11 protein-coding genes are annotated in these 14,660 nt (G+C 71.2%); 9 read left to right on the top strand and 2 right to left on the bottom strand.

Going from position 1 to position 14,660, the window contains the following annotated elements; translation table 11 throughout:
• The first annotated feature begins 22 nt into the window (after positions 1–22).
• The 5 genes from ACWDVW_RS28710 to ACWDVW_RS28690 all read left to right on the top strand — a co-directional run bounded on the left by ACWDVW_RS28710 (position 23) and on the right by ACWDVW_RS28690 (position 5,931).
• Entirely contained in the window at positions 23–1,090 is a 1,068-nt protein-coding gene (locus ACWDVW_RS28710) for a sugar ABC transporter substrate-binding protein (RefSeq protein WP_449954982.1), read from the top strand.
• Positions 1,087–2,628, top strand: a complete 1,542-nt coding sequence (locus ACWDVW_RS28705; protein ID WP_449954979.1) for a sugar ABC transporter ATP-binding protein — start codon at positions 1,087–1,089, stop codon at positions 2,626–2,628. The genes ACWDVW_RS28710 and ACWDVW_RS28705 overlap by 4 nt, the downstream gene beginning before the upstream one ends.
• Positions 2,621–3,658 carry an ABC transporter permease gene (locus ACWDVW_RS28700; RefSeq protein WP_396746787.1) on the top strand — a complete coding sequence of 346 codons (1,038 nt, stop codon included), beginning with the start codon at positions 2,621–2,623 and terminating at the stop codon, positions 3,656–3,658. The genes ACWDVW_RS28705 and ACWDVW_RS28700 overlap by 8 nt, the downstream gene beginning before the upstream one ends.
• 75 nt (positions 3,659–3,733) lie before the next feature.
• Complete coding sequence (locus ACWDVW_RS28695; protein ID WP_449954975.1) at positions 3,734–5,059, top strand: enolase C-terminal domain-like protein; 1,326 nt, start codon at positions 3,734–3,736, stop codon at positions 5,057–5,059.
• Positions 5,056–5,931 carry an amidohydrolase family protein gene (locus ACWDVW_RS28690; RefSeq protein ID WP_449954972.1) on the top strand — a complete coding sequence of 292 codons (876 nt, stop codon included), beginning with the start codon at positions 5,056–5,058 and terminating at the stop codon, positions 5,929–5,931. The genes ACWDVW_RS28695 and ACWDVW_RS28690 overlap by 4 nt, the downstream gene beginning before the upstream one ends.
• 16 nt (positions 5,932–5,947) lie before the next feature.
• Here the strand turns inward: ACWDVW_RS28690 and ACWDVW_RS28685 are convergent, their stop codons facing one another.
• Complete coding sequence (locus tag ACWDVW_RS28685) at positions 5,948–6,643, bottom strand: FadR/GntR family transcriptional regulator (protein WP_131052578.1); 696 nt, start codon at positions 6,641–6,643, stop codon at positions 5,948–5,950.
• Positions 6,644–6,867: 224 nt separating this feature from the next.
• Between ACWDVW_RS28685 and ACWDVW_RS28680 the strand changes: the two genes are divergently transcribed.
• From ACWDVW_RS28680 to ACWDVW_RS28670, 3 genes are all read left to right on the top strand, one after another.
• Positions 6,868–7,893, top strand: coding sequence for a zinc-dependent alcohol dehydrogenase (locus ACWDVW_RS28680; RefSeq protein WP_449954969.1), 1,026 nt, complete (start codon positions 6,868–6,870; stop codon positions 7,891–7,893).
• The gene (locus tag ACWDVW_RS28675; RefSeq protein ID WP_449954966.1) at positions 7,890–8,651 is read left to right on the top strand and encodes an SDR family oxidoreductase; all 762 of its coding nucleotides are present in this window, start codon (positions 7,890–7,892) and stop codon (positions 8,649–8,651) included. The genes ACWDVW_RS28680 and ACWDVW_RS28675 overlap by 4 nt, the downstream gene beginning before the upstream one ends.
• Before the next feature lie 310 nt (positions 8,652–8,961).
• Positions 8,962–10,326, top strand: a complete 1,365-nt coding sequence (locus ACWDVW_RS28670; protein WP_449954963.1) for an RICIN domain-containing protein — start codon at positions 8,962–8,964, stop codon at positions 10,324–10,326.
• A 255-nt stretch (positions 10,327–10,581) separates the two neighbouring features.
• On the opposite strand, the gene ACWDVW_RS28665 is transcribed toward ACWDVW_RS28670, so the two are convergent.
• Positions 10,582–11,145, bottom strand: a complete 564-nt coding sequence (locus tag ACWDVW_RS28665) for a hypothetical protein (RefSeq protein WP_449954960.1) — start codon at positions 11,143–11,145, stop codon at positions 10,582–10,584.
• A 360-nt stretch (positions 11,146–11,505) separates the two neighbouring features.
• Here ACWDVW_RS28665 and ACWDVW_RS28660 point away from each other — a divergent pair, with 360 nt between their 5' ends.
• Positions 11,506–14,502 carry a glycoside hydrolase family 95 protein gene (locus ACWDVW_RS28660; protein ID WP_449954957.1) on the top strand — a complete coding sequence of 999 codons (2,997 nt, stop codon included), beginning with the start codon at positions 11,506–11,508 and terminating at the stop codon, positions 14,500–14,502.
• Positions 14,503–14,660: the final 158 nt, after the last annotated feature.

Raw genomic sequence — 14,660 nt, 5'->3', positions numbered from 1 at the left:
CCCCTGACACGGAGGAACCCGCATGACACGGAGAGCACTGCTGAGCGTGGGACTGACCATGCTGCTCGGTGCCTCGGCCACCTTCGCGGCCGGGTGCGGCGACAACGGCGACGGCACCGGCTCGGGAGGCTCGGCGCAGCTCGTCGGCGTCGACTACCCGCGTTCGGACACCGACTTCTGGAACTCCTACATCAAGTACGTGCCGCAGTTCGCCGACGAACTGGGCGTCGAGATCAAGACCACCAACTCGCAGAACGACATCGCCAACCTGATCTCCAACACCCAGGCCTTCATGAGCCAGGGGGTCAAGGGTGTGGTGATGGCACCGCAGGACACCGCCGCCATCGCGCCCACCCTGACGCAGTTGGAGAGTCGGGACATCCCGGTGGTCACCATCGACACCCGACCGGACACCGGCAAGGTGTTCATGGTCGTCCGCGCCGACAACCGCGCGTACGGCATCAAGGCCTGCCAGTTCCTCGGCACCAAGCTCGGCGGCACGGGCAAGGTCGTGATGCTCCAGGGCGGCCTGGACTCGATCAACGGCCGGGACCGCACCGAGGCGTTCAACGAGTGCATGCAGAAGGACTTCCCCGGCATCACCGTCTTCGGCGAGGCCACCGACTGGAAGGCCGACGTGGCGGCGTCGAAGCTGCAGACCCGCTTCGCCTCGGACCCGGACGTCAAGGGCATCTACATGCAGTCCTCGTTCGCGCTGTCCGGCACGTTGCAGATCCTCAAGCAGCGCGGTCTCCAGGTGCCGCCGAGCGACCCGAAGCACGTCTTCGTGGTCTCCAACGACGGCATCCCGGAGGAGCTCAAGAACATCGGCGAGGGCCTGATCGACGCCACCGTCAGCCAGCCCGCCGACCTGTACGCCAAGTACGGGCTGGAGTACGTGAAGGCGGCGATGGACGGCAAGACGTTCCAGCCCGGCCCGACCGACCACGGCAGCACCATCATCCAGGTACGCGACGGCCTGCTGGAGGACCAGCTCCCGGCGCCGCTGGTGACGCTGGACGGTGCGCCGATCGCCGGTGAGCCGACGCTCAAGTTCGACGACGCCTCCCTGTGGGGCAACAACGCATGAGTACCGCCCCGCACCGCGCGGCCGACGGGCCGGCCGGCGACGCCCGGCCCGTCGTCGAGGCGGTGAACATCACCAAGCGGTTCGGATCGACGGTGGCCCTGCTCGACGCGGGCATCGTGGTCCGGCCCGGCGAGACGCACGCTCTGGTCGGACGCAACGGCGCCGGCAAGTCGACGCTGGTCGGCATCCTCACCGGACTACAGGGCGCCGACGGCGGCGCGGTGGCGTTCGACGGTCGGCCCGCCCCGCCGTTGGGTGACCGCGACGCGTGGCGTAAGCGGGTGGCCTGCGTCTACCAGAAGTCCACCATCATCCCCACCCTCACCGTGGCGGAGAACCTGTTCCTCCACCGACACGCCCGGGGCGCGGCCGGTCTGATCCAGTGGTCGAGGCTGCGCCGGCAGGCCGAGGAACTGCTCGCGAACTGGTCGGTCGAGGTCGACGTACGTCAGCCCGCCGCGTCGCTCTCGGTCGAGCAGCGGCAGTTCGTGGAGATCGCCCGGGCGCTCTCCTTCGGTGCCCGGTTCATCATCCTCGACGAACCGACCGCCCAGCTCGACGGCGCGGGCATCAACCGCCTGTTCGCCCGGATCCGGGACCTGCGGGCCCAGGGCGTGACGTTCCTGTTCATCAGCCACCACCTGCAGGAGATCTACGAGATCTGCGACCAGGTGACGGTCTTCCGCGACGCGCGGCACATCCTGACGGCCCCGGTGGCGCAGCTCAGTCGGCCGGAGCTGGTCGCCGCGATGACCGGTGAGGACGTGACGATGCCCGAGGCGGACCACCGCCCGCTCGCGGCCGACGCGCCGGTGCTGCTGTCGGTGCGTGATCTGACCACCGCCTCCGGTGCGCGACTGTCGCTCGATGCCCGGGCGGGTGAGGTGGTCGGCATCGCGGGCGGCGGCGGCAGTGGGAAGGTCGAGGTCGCCGAGGCGATCGTCGGCCTGGCCCGCGCGGCCGGGGGAACCGTCGTGGTGGACGGTCGCACGCTGCGCCCGGGCAGCGTGCCGGACGCCCTCGACGCCGGGGTCGGGCTGGTGCCGCAGGACCGGCACCGGGAGGGGTTGGTGCCGCTGCTGTCCATCGCGGAGAACGTCACGATGACCGTGCCGGACCGGGTCGCGCGACGCGGCCTCATCTCGCCGGCCAGGCGTGACGCGCTGGCTCGCGACACCATCGCCGAACTGGCGATCAAGGCGTCCGGGCCGCAGGTGCCGGTCTCCGATCTGTCCGGCGGCAACCAGCAGAAGGTGGTGATGGGCCGGGCGTTGGCCAGCGCGCCGAAGTTGCTGGTGCTCATCACCCCGACCGCCGGTGTCGACGTCCGGTCCAAGCAGACGCTGCTCGGTGTCGTCGACGAGGTCCGCCGACGCGGGACCACCGTGCTGGTGGTCTCGGACGAACTCGACGACCTGCGGATCTGCGACCGGGTGCTGGTGATGTTCCAGGGCCGGGTGGTCGGCGAGATGGCGTACGGCTGGCGCGACAACGATCTGGTAGCCGCCATGGAAGGGGTGGATCTCCACCATGTCTGAGACGCTCACTCCCACCACACCACCGGCGGCCGCACCACCACCGTCCCGGTCCGCGTCGCGGAGTCTGGCTGTCGCCCGGCTGCGCGACCTGGCGCTGGTGCCGGCGATCATCGCGGTCGCCATCGTCGGGTCGATCGTCAACCCGGTCTTCCTCAGCAGCGACAACATCATCAACGTGCTGCAGAGCATGTCGGAGATCGCCATCGTGGTGCTCGCCCAGACCATCGTGCTGATCACCGGCAAGATGGACCTGTCGCTGGAGTCCACCTTCGGCCTGGCGCCCGGCATCGCCGCGTGGCTGGTCATCGACCCCGCCCTCACCCGGGGTCTCGGGCTCGACGTGGTGCCGGACGCCTGGGCGGTGCCGGTGGTCCTGCTCGTCGGCGCGCTCGTCGGGGCCTTCAACGGTCTGCTCATCGTCCGCTTCGGTCTCAACGGCTTCATCGTCACGCTGGGCATGCTGATCGTCCTGCGCGGTCTGCTCACCGGCATCTCGGGCGGCCAGACCTTCTTCGCGCTGCCGGAGTCGATGACCTATCTGGGTTCCGCGACGTGGGTCGGCGTGCCGGCCTCGATCTGGGTGTCGCTGCTGCTGGTCGCCGTCGGCATCGTGGTCCTCGGCTACACCCGAGCCGGCCGGGCGCTCTACGCCATCGGCGGCAACGCCGACGCCGCCCGGGCGGCGGGCATCCGCACCGACCGGGTGCTGTGGGTCGCCCTCATCGTGGCCAGCGTCCTCGCCGCGCTCGCCGGTCTGCTGATCAGCGGCCGGCTGGCGGCGGTGCCGGCGGCGCAGGGCAGCGGTGCGATCTTCCAGGTCTTCGCGGCGGCGGTGATCGGCGGCGTCAGTCTCAACGGCGGCAAGGGCAGCGTCTTCGGCGCCTTCACCGGCGTCCTGCTGCTGTTCATGATCATCAACGTGCTGACCCTGGCCGGGGTGCCCGCACAGTGGACGAACTTCCTCAACGGCACCGTCATCCTGGTGGCCCTGGTGGTCTCCCGCATCACCGGAGGCAAAGCGCAGACATGAGGCCGGCGGTCCGCCGCACCACAGACCCCGAAGCCGGGCCCGACCCGGCCAGCCGTTCGACCCTCAGGAGTTTCGGTGAGTGAGCGCTTCTCGTCCGTAGAGACCATCGACGTACGGTTCCCCACGTCCCGGCACCGCGACGGGTCGGACGCCATGAACCCCTTCCCGGACTACTCCGCCGCGTACCTGATCCTGCGGACATCGACCGGCGCGGAGGGGCACGGGCTGGTCTTCACCGTGGGGCGGGGCACCGAGATCCAGGTGGCGGCTGTGCAGTCGCTCGCCTCGATGGTGGTCGGTCAGCCGGTCGACGAGGTGCTCGCGGACCCCGGCGCGCTGGCCCGTCGGCTCGTCGGCGACAGCCAGATCCGGTGGCTCGGCCCGGAGAAGGGGGTGGTGCACATGGCGGCCGGCGGACTGGTCAACGCGGTGTGGGATCTCGCCGCCCGCCGAGCGGGCAAGCCGTTGTGGAAGCTGCTCGCCGACCTCGCCCCGGAGCAGCTCGTCGCGCAGGTCGACTTCCGCTACCTGCGCGACGCGCTGACCGAGGACGAGGCGCTGGACCTGCTGCGGGCCGCCGAGGGTGGGCGGGCCTCGCGGGAGCAGCGTCTGCTGGCCGAGGGCTACCCCGCCTACACCACCACCCCGGGCTGGCTGGGCTACGACGACGAGAAGCTCGCCCGGCTCTGCCGGGAGGCGGTCGACGACGGGTACCGGCTGATCAAGCTCAAGGTCGGCGGGAACCTGGCCGACGACGTACGCCGGATGGGCATCGCCCGCCGCGCGGTCGGACCGGACGTCCGCATCGCGGTCGACGCCAACCAGATCTGGGGGGTGCCCGAGGCCATCGGGTGGATGCGGGAGCTGGCGCCGTTCGACCCGTACTGGATCGAGGAGCCGACCTCCCCGGACGACGTGCTCGGGCACGCCGCCGTGCGCAAGGCCCTCGCCCCGGTCAAGGTGGCCACCGGTGAGCACGTGCACAACGCGGTGATGTTCAAGCAACTCCTCCAGGCCGATGCCGTCGACGTGGTGCAGATCGACGCCTGCCGGGTCGCCGGGGTCAACGAGAACCTGGCGATCCTGCTGCTCGCCGCGAAGTTCGGGGTGCCGGTCTGCCCGCACGCCGGTGGCGTGGGGCTGTGCGAACTGGTCCAACACCTGGCCATGTTCGACTTCGTGGCGCTCAGCGGCACCACCGACGACCGGGCGATCGAGTACGTCGACCACCTGCACGAGCACTTCGCCGACCCGGTACGCGTGCATCGCGGACGCTATCTCGCGCCGCGCGTACCGGGCATGAGCGCCGAGATCGTCCCGGCCGCGCTGACCGACTACCGGTTCCCCGACGGCCCGGAGTGGACCACCGCGCCGGTCGTGGCGGGAGCCCCGGCCGCATGATCATCGACGCGCACCACCACCTGTGGCAGCCGGACCACGGCTACCACTGGCTGGACGACCCCGCGCTGGCCGCCATCCGTCGCCCGTTCACCCCGACGGACCTCACCCGCGAGTTGACCGCGACCGGCGTGGACGGCACCGTGCTGGTGGAGGGCGGTCGATGCCACCCCGACGAGGCGGCCGAGTTCCTCGGCCACGCCGCCGACACGCCGCCGATCCTCGGGGTGGTGGCCTGGCTCGACGTCGCGACCGGCGACGTGCCCGCCGCCATCGCGCGTTACCGCCGGCTGCGCGGCGGTGAGCTGCTCGTCGGGGTACGCCCGCAGGTGCAGGGGGAGGCCGACCCCGACTACCTCGACCGGCCCGAGGTGCGGCGGGGTCTCGCCGAGGTGGCCGATGCCGGGCTCGCGTTCGACCTGGTGATCCGGGCCGACCAGTTGCCGGCGGCGGTCCGGGCGGCACGGGCGGTGCCGCAGCTCCGGTTCGTCCTCGACCACCTCGGCAAGCCACGGATCGACGCGGGAGAGGCGGGTCTGCGGGCCTGGCGTGATCCGTTCGCCGCGCTGGCCGCCAACCCGAACGTCACCGCCAAGCTGTCCGGCCTGGTCACCGAGGCCCGACCGGACTGGTCACCGGCCGACCTGAGCCCGTTCGTGGCGGTGGCGATAGCCGAGTTCGGTGCGGATCGTCTGATGTTTGGTTCGGACTGGCCGGTGTGTCTGCTCAGGTCGGACTACCCGGGGGTTCGCCGGGCGTTGGAGGCCGCGTTGCCGCCGCTGTCGGCGCGGGACCGGCAGGAGGTCTTCGCCGGCACCGCCGTGCGGACCTACGGACTGATCCGGCGGTCCGAACCCGCCGGCACGGCCGGGTGACCCGGTCGTGCCGGGATCACGCGTCCGCCGCCTTGGCGGCGAGCACCGTCCGCAGCCACGCCTCGGAGGTGTTCACGTGCATCAGGGCGCTGGCCTGCGCGAGCAGTTGGTCGCGCGACCGCAGCGCGAGATAGATCGCGTGGTGCTCGTCGATCGTCTTGTGGGCGGCGTTGCCCTCTATCAACCCGCGCCACACCCGCGCCCGCAGCGTCCGACTGGAGAGCCCGGCCAGCAGCGACGTGAGGGTCTCGTTCCCGGTGGTCGCGATGACGGTGTGGTGGAAGGCGGTGTCGAACTGGATCAGCTTCTCGGCGTCGTCGGCGGCGGCCCGCATGTCCTCCAGGATCCGGGCGAGCTCGTCGAGGTCGGTGTCGGTCATCCGCAGTGCCGCCAGGCCGGTCGCCACCGGCTCCAGCATCCGGCGGACCTCCATCACCTCCAGCAACGTGTCGTCGCGCAGCAGTTCCACCGCGACGCCGAGGCCCTCCAGCAGCAGGCGCGGGGCGAGGCTGGTGACGTACGTGCCGTCGCCGCGACGCACGTCGAGCACCCGGGCCGACTCGAGCACCTTCACCGCCTCCCGGACCCCGCTGCGCGACAGCCCCATCTGCGCGGCCAACTGCGGCTCCGGTGGCAGCCGTGCGCCCGGCGGCAGCTCACCACTCTGGATCATGCTGCGGATCCTGGCGATCGCGTCGTCGGTCAGTGCCATCCACGCCCCCTTCGGACCGGCCCGCCATGCGGCGTCGACATGGGCCCACCACCGCCTGCGGCAGGCACCGGCAGCCCTCACCACTATAGAGACGTCGGACGTTTGGTGCCCTCGCGGCACCCTCGGCGGCCCAGCGGGGAACCGCTGGCACCGGTGCTCGGTCGGTCCGGCCGAGCGGCCGGCGGGAGTACGACAGCCCACCGGAAAGACCTTCAGGAGGCGGCGTGAACCGCAGTGCGCAGTACGTCGGCGAGCAGACCTTCGTCGTCGAGGAGACCGCCGTGGTGCCGCCCGGCCCCGGCCAGGTACGCCTCGACGTCGCGTACACCGGGATCTGCGGCACGGACCTGCACATCGCGCACGGTGCGATGGACCAGCGGGTGCGCGTACCGGCGGTGATCGGGCACGAGATGTCGGGCCGGGTGGCCGAGGTCGGCGCGGGCGTCGAGGGATTCCGGGTGGGGGACCCGGTCACCGTGATGCCGCTGGACTGGTGCGGTGAGTGTCCGGCCTGCCGTGCCGGGCACATGCACGTCTGCCACCGGCTCGACTTCGTCGGCATCGACTCGCCCGGCGCGATGCAGCGCTCGTGGACCGTACCCGCGCGGCTCCTGGTGCCGCTGCCGGCGGACCTGTCGCTGGTCCACGCCGCGCTCGTCGAACCGACCGCGGTGGCGGTGCACGACGTGCGCCGTTCCCGGCTGGTCGCCGGCGAACACGCGGTGGTCGTCGGCGCCGGGCCGGTCGGACTGCTCATCGCCACGGTCGCCCGGGCCACGGGTGCCGCGGTGACCGTGCTCGAACTCGACCCGCGCCGCCGGGAACTCGCCACCGACCTCGGTCTCACCGCCGTCGACCCGGCGACGGTCGACGTCGCGCGGTACGTCCAGGAGGCGACCGCCGGGGCCGGTGTCGACGTCGTGTTCGAGGTCTCCGGCTCGGCCGCCGGCGTCCGCACCGCGACCGACCTGCTCGCGGTCCGGGGACGGCTCGTCGTGGTCGCCATCCATCCCACCCCCCGCGAGGTGGACCTGCACCGGATCTTCTGGCGCGAGCTGGAGGTGATCGGGGTACGGGTCTACGACCGCACGGACTACGCCGAGGCGGTCCGCCTGGTACACACCGGTCAGGTGCCCGCCGACCGGCTCGTCTCCCGGATCGTGCCGCTGGCCGACGTGGCGCGGGCCTTCGAGGCGCTCGCCGCCGGTGGTGACGTGAAGGTGCTCGTGGACTGTGGAGGAGACGCGTGAACCTGTTCGACCTGAGCGGCCGGTTGGCCGTGGTGACCGGCTGCCGACGCGGCATCGGGCTGGCGATGGCGGAGGCCCTGGCGGCGGCCGGCGCCGATGTGATCGGGGTGAGCGCGTCGCTGGAGGAGACCGGCAGCGAGGTGGCCGACCGGGTGGCGGCGCACGGGCGCGGGTTCGTGCCGTACCGGGCGGACCTGTCCGACCGGGCCGCCGTCCGGGCGCTCGGCGACTGGCTCGTCTCGTACGGCCGGCCCGTCGACATCCTGGTCAACAATGCCGGCACGATCCGTCGTGCGCCGGCCGCCGAGCATTCCGACGCCGACTGGGACCACGTGCTGGAGGTCGACCTGTCGGCACCCTTCGTCCTCGCCCGCGAGGTGGGCCGGGACATGATCCGGCGCGGCAGTGGCAAGATCATATTCACCGCGTCGATGCTCAGTTTCCAGGGCGGCGTGACCGTGCCCGGCTACGCCGCCGCGAAGTCGGCCATCGCCGGACTGACCCGCGCGCTGGCCAACGAGTGGGCATCGCACGGGGTCAACGTCAACGCGATCGCACCGGGCTACATCGGCACGGACAACACCCGGGCGCTGCGGGACCAGCCGGAACGCAACCGGGCGATCCTGGAGCGGATCCCGGCCGGGCGATGGGGGCGCCCCGACGACCTCGCCGGAGCCACCGTCTTCCTGGCCTCCGACGCGGCCGCGTACGTGCACGGCGCCGTCATCCCGGTCGACGGCGGCTGGCTCGCCCGCTGAGTCGGGAGGTCGCCGCACCGGCAACGCATTTACATCTTGCTATGTTATCGCTAACACGTTACTTTTGCCGCAGGAGTGCAGGCTTCGGCCCACTCTCGGCACGCGCACCCGGGTATCGGCGTCCACCGTCCCCACCGGCCGAGCCGGTTCCCGCGACGCCCCCGGTCGGGCCTGTCCGCGCGACAGGATCTCGCGCGCCTGCCGCCCACACCACCACCGGCGGTGCGAACCACCGCCCACGCGTCGTCACGACGCGGAAGGAGATCCTCATGCGCGTGCGAAACACCTCCCCGGGTCGAAGGGGCGTCAGATGGTGAGGCGCAGATCCGTGATCGGGTCGGCCCTGTCGGCGGCACTGCTGGCCCTGACCCTGACCGGCGCGCCCGCGTCGGCCGCACCCACCACCGGTGCCGCCGCGGACGTCGGCACCCTCGCGGCCACCGCCGGATGTGGCCGGGCTCCGGCGCTGGGCAGCGGCACCCACACCATCCAGAGCAACGGCAAGAGTCGCAGCTTCATCCTGCGGGTGCCCGACAACTACCAGAACACCAACCCGTACCGGCTGGTCCTCGGATTCCACTGGTGGGGCGGCACCGCCACCGACGTGGCCACCGGGCAGACCGTGCAGCGTGACGTGTGGTCGTACTACGGGCTCCAGCGGCTGGCCAACAACAGTGCCATTTTCGTCGCGCCGCAGGGCATCGGCAACGGCTGGGCGAACACCGGGGGTGAGGACGTCACCTTCGTCGACGACATGCTGCGGGTGATCGAGCAGGCCCTCTGCGTGGAGACGACGCAGCGCTTCGCGGTCGGCTTCAGCTACGGCGGCGCGATGAGCTACGCCCTGGCGTGTGCCCGGTCGACCGTGTTCCGGGCGGTCGCCGTCTACGGTGCTCCCCGCGAACTCAGCGGATGCAGTGGTGGTACCCAGCCCATCGCCTACTTCGCTGCCCACGGCATCGGCGACAACATCGCCACCGGACGGTCGCTGCGGGACCGGTTCGTCCGCAACAACGGGTGCACCGCGCAGAACCCGCCCGAGCCGACGGCCGGTAGCCTGACCCACCGCACCACCACGTACTCCGGCTGCCGGGCCGGTTACCCGGTGACGTGGGCCGCCTTCGACGGTGGGCACATCGCCGCCCCGCAGGACGGTGCGCCCGGCGACAGCGGTTCGCGCACCTGGCTGCCGGCGGAGACCTGGAACTTCTTCAGCCAGTTCGGGGGCGGCACCCCGCCGCCGGGCAACGGCGGCATACCCACCGGCTGGGCGCGGATCGTCAACGTCGCCACCGGCCTCGCCCTCGACAGCGGCGGATCGGTGCCGGCCCAGTCGATCCTGAAGCAGTGGGGCTACAACGGGAACTCGAACCTGCAGTGGCAGCTCGTGGACCTGGGCGGCGGCTACTACCGGCTGGTCAACCGTACGAACGGCATGGTGGCCGACAGTTGGGGCAACGCGACCAACGGCGCCAACGCGTTGCAGGCGCCGTGGAACGGTCACGTCAACCAGCAGTGGCGGTTGGACGACCTGGGCGGCAGCCGGTATCGGATCGTCAACCGGGGCACCGGCACCGCGCTGGACAGTGGCGGTGACGCCACGGCCGGGGCGCGGGTCAAGCTCTGGGCGCCGGACGCCAGCGCCAACCTGCAATGGACGATCAGCGCGATCTGAGCCGGTAGGGGACCTCCGGACGATCGGGTTCACGGACCGGGGGTGGCGCTCTGCGGGCCACCCCCGGCACGTTCGCCTGGCTTACATCAGATGTGTGTCTGAGCGGGCGCTGCTGTGACAGGTGTCGTGGGCTGGACACTGTTCCCGGTTGACGCCTGTGGTGTGGAAGTTCGACATTGTCCACCTGTGAACGACGCGGTAACCTTCCGGCAATACATCAGATGTCTGACCAGGGGAGGGCTGCCCGTCATGCGACTACCCACCACCGCCGTGTCCGTCGGCGCCCGTATCGACAGGCACCCGGCGCCGAGTCCGGTCCGGTCGTCCGACGCCTCCGTCGTGGCCGAGGGCGCTGATCGAATGGAACGGCTGCTGACCGCGGTGATCGACGAGATCGGTGGTCCCGAGGCTGTCGGGGACGACCGCGCCGGGCCGGTTGACGGGGTCGCCTTCGGTCAGGCGTACCGCGATCTGTCCACCGGTGGGCGCAGGCTGGTGCGATACCTCGGCCTGCATCCGGAGCCCGACTTCGACGCCCACGCGGCGGCCGCGTTGTGCAACCTGACCCTTGTGCAGGCGCGGCGAGGTCTGGGGGAGTTGCGGGAGCGTCATCTGGTCATCCGGTGCGGCGGCCGTTACCGGTTCCCCGACCGATTTGCCGAGCACGTACGGCGACTGTCCCTGATGGAGCCCGCCGTCGATCGCGACGCCGCGCTCGCGCGCCTCGGTGACGCCGCGCGGCGGGCGGCGGGCGGTCGTCGAGCCGAGGTCTGACCGGACCGGATGGTGAGGGGTGTCGTCCCTCTCGAGGGTCGGCACACATACATGTGATGTATCTGCCGGGAGGGTAGTAGGTCGGGTCGGCTCTCCGGTGAGTGGTCCCGGTCGCCGCAGAGCGCCCCGGCGTCGGGCGGCGTTCGCCGCTGGCCCCGTCCTGCCTGCGGGAGTACGTGATCAGGGAGATGTTGCCGGCGGGCGCGACAGGGCATCATCGACCATTGCCTATTTTGTCGCCGCCGGGTAACCTTCGCGAAACACATCAGATGTCTGGCTGTCTCCGTGGCCCTCGGGTTTCGCCCGACACGCCCGCCCGATGTCACCGAGCGGATCCGGCATTTCGACTTTCACCCTGTTCCCGCGCACCGGCGTGACCCCCTCGGGTCACCGGTTGGAGGATCGATGTCAGACCTGACCCGACGGCAGGCTCTCAAGATCGGCGCGGCCGGCGCGGGCGGCGCCCTGCTGCCGCTGCCGTGGACCGCCCTGGCCCGCGCGGACTCCGCCCCACCAGCCCAGGTGCTCGCCGCCGGGGACCTGGCACTGTGGTACGACGAGTCCGCCGGGACCGACTGGCTGCGCGCGCTCCCGATCGGCAACGGCCGACTCGGCGCCATGGTGTTCGGCAACGTCGACGCCGAACGGCTGCAACTCAACGAGGACACCGTCTGGGCCGGCGGCCCCCACGACCCGAGCAACACCCGGGGGCTGGCGGCGCTGGCCGAGATCCGACGGCTGGTCTTCGCCAACCAGTGGACGCAGGCCCAGAACCTGATCAACCAGAACATGCTCGGCAACCCGGTCGGACAGTTGGCGTACCAGCTCGTCGGCAACCTGCGGTTGACCTTCCCCACCTCCGGCGGAGCGTCGCAGTACGAGCGGCAGCTCGACCTGACCACCGCGACCAGCTCGGTCAGCTACGTGATGAACGGCATCCGCTACCAGCGCGAGGTCTTCGCCAGCGCGCCGGACCAGGTCATCGCGATGCGCCTGACCGCCGACCGGACCGGGTCGATCTCCTTCACCGCCACCTTCGACAGCCCGCAGCGGACGACGCTGGCAAGCCCCGACGGCACCACGATCGCCCTCGACGGGGTCTCCGGCAACCAGGAGGGCGTCACCGGCGCGGTGCGGTTCCTCGCCCTGGCCAACGCCACCGTCAGCGGCGGCACCGTGACCAGTTCCGGCGGCACGCTGCGGGTCACCAACGCCACCAGCGTGACCCTGCTGATCTCGATCGGCTCCAGCTACGTCACCTACCGCAACGTCGGCGGTGACTACCAGGGCATCGCGCGGCGACACCTGACCGCCGCCCGGGCCAGCAGCTACGACCAGCTCCGCAGCCGGCACGTGGCCGACTACCAGGCGCTGTTCAACCGGGTCAGCCTGGACCTCGGCCGGACCGCCGCCGCCGACCAGCCGACCGACGTGCGGATCGCGCAGCACAACAGCGTCAACGACCCGCAGTTCTCCGCGCTGCTGTTCCAGTTCGGCCGGTACCTGCTGATCTCGTCCTCCCGACCGGGCACCCAGCCGGCCAACCTCCAGGGCATCTGGAACGACTCGCTGACCCCGGCGTGGGACTCCAAGTACACGATCAACGCCAACCTGCCGATGAACTACTGGCCGGCCAACACCACGAACCTGGCGGAGTGCCACGCGCCGGTCTTCGACATGGTCCGGGACCTGGCGGTCAGCGGCGCCCGCACCGCCCAGGTGCAGTACGGCGCCGGCGGGTGGGTCACGCACCACAACACCGACGCCTGGCGGGCCACCTCGGTGGTGGACGGCGCGTTCTGGGGCATGTGGCAGACCGGCGGCGCATGGCTGGCCACCCTGATCTGGGACCACTACCTGTTCAACGGCGACGTCGAGTTCCTAAGGGCGAACTATCCGGCGATGAAGGGTGCCGCGCAGTTCTTCCTCGACACGTTGGTGACCGAGCCGTCCCTCGGCTACCTGGTCACCAACCCGTCGAACTCGCCGGAGATCGGCCACCACGCGGACGCCAGCGTGTGTGCCGGTCCGACCATGGACAACCAGATCCTGCGGGACCTCTTCGACGGCTGCGCCCGGGCCAGCGAGATCCTCGGCGTGGACGCCACGTTCCGGGCCCAGGTCCGCGCGACCCGGGACCGGCTGGCCCCGACCCGGGTCGGCTCCCGGGGCAACATCATGGAGTGGCTCTACGACTGGGTGGAGACCGAGCGGACCCACCGGCACATCTCACACCTGTACGGGCTCGCGCCGAGCAACCAGATCACCCGGCGCGGCACCCCGCAACTGTTCGCGGCGGCCCGGCGCACCCTGGAGATCCGGGGCGACGACGGCACCGGCTGGTCACTCGCCTGGAAGATCAATTTCTGGGCACGGATGGAGGAGGGCAACCGCGCCCACGACCTGATCCGCTTCCTCGCCACCCCGGCCCGGCTCGCGCCGAACATGTTCGACCTGCACCCGCCGTTCCAGATCGACGGCAACTTCGGTGCCACCGCCGGTGTCGCCGAGATGCTGCTCCAGAGCCACGCCGGTGAACTTCACGTGCTGCCGGCCCTGCCGACCGCCTGGCCGAACGGGCGGGTCTCCGGGCTGCGCGCCCGGGGCGGACACACCGTCGGCATCACGTGGAGCAACGGCCAGGCCGGCGAGGTCCTCGTTCGGGCGGACCGGGCCGGTACGGTGCGGCTGCGCGGCCGGCTCTTCGCCTCCGCGTACACGGTGGTGGACGTCGCCGACGGCACGCCGGCCCGCACCACGCGGATCGAGACGGACCTCGTCGAGGTGACCGTGCAGGCCGGGCGCACCTACCGGGCCACCGGGCAGGGCAGCACCACGCCGACACTGGAGCAGAGCTTCACCAACGCCAGCACCACCAACGACACCAACACCGGCGCCGGAAACTTCGACGGCAACGGCGCCACCCTCTCCGCGCAGGCACTGGCCTCGGCCGGCGTCACCCCTGGTGCCACGCTGAGCCGCAACGGTGTGACCTTCCGCTGGCCCAACGTCGGGCCCGGCGGATCCGACAACGCCATCGCCTCGGGGCAGTCGATCGGCATCAGCGGCACCGGTCGTACGCTCGGCTTCCTCGCCACCGGCACGTACGGTGCGGTGTCCGGCACCGGCACGGTGGTGTACGCCGACGGCACCCGCCAGACCTTCACGCTGAGCACTCCGGACTGGTACGGCGGGCCGCACAGCGGAGCCACCGCGGCCGTGGTCACGGCGTACCAGAACCGGCCCAACAACCAGCGGCAGAACACGGCCGCCTGCGTCTACTTCGTCGGTGTGACGTTGCAGAACAAGGCGGTCGCCCGGGTCGAGCTGCCCAACATCAGCGCCCGGCCGGCCGTCGGGGTGCCCACCATGCACGTCTTCGCGATCGCCATCGCCGCCTGAGGCAGGGCGGTGGCGCGGGGCCGGTGACCTCGTACGCCGTCGGTGGGGGCCGCCGTGTGGCGACCCCCACCCGGTGAGGTCCTACTCGAACAGGGACAGGGTCAACGTCGAGGTGTACTCACCCGCGGCCACGTCAGCCGGGGTACGCAGGAACAGGT

Source organism: Micromonospora sp. NPDC003241, from assembly GCF_053589795.1.
This window is presented reverse-complemented; position numbering and strand designations above follow the sequence as displayed.

Excerpts from the sequence above, each read along its gene's own strand:
- ACWDVW_RS28710 (WP_449954982.1), top strand. The coding sequence starts at position 23 with ATGACACGGAGAGCACTGCTGAGCGTGGGACTGACCATGCTGCTCGGT.
- ACWDVW_RS28705 (WP_449954979.1), top strand. The coding sequence starts at position 1,087 with ATGAGTACCGCCCCGCACCGCGCGGCCGACGGGCCGGCCGGCGACGCC.
- ACWDVW_RS28700 (WP_396746787.1), top strand. The coding sequence starts at position 2,621 with ATGTCTGAGACGCTCACTCCCACCACACCACCGGCGGCCGCACCACCA.
- ACWDVW_RS28690 (WP_449954972.1), top strand. The coding sequence starts at position 5,056 with ATGATCATCGACGCGCACCACCACCTGTGGCAGCCGGACCACGGCTAC.
- ACWDVW_RS28685 (WP_131052578.1), bottom strand. The coding sequence starts at position 6,643 with ATGGCACTGACCGACGACGCGATCGCCAGGATCCGCAGCATGATCCAG.
- ACWDVW_RS28670 (WP_449954963.1), top strand. The coding sequence starts at position 8,962 with ATGGTGAGGCGCAGATCCGTGATCGGGTCGGCCCTGTCGGCGGCACTG.
- ACWDVW_RS28660 (WP_449954957.1), top strand. The coding sequence starts at position 11,506 with ATGTCAGACCTGACCCGACGGCAGGCTCTCAAGATCGGCGCGGCCGGC.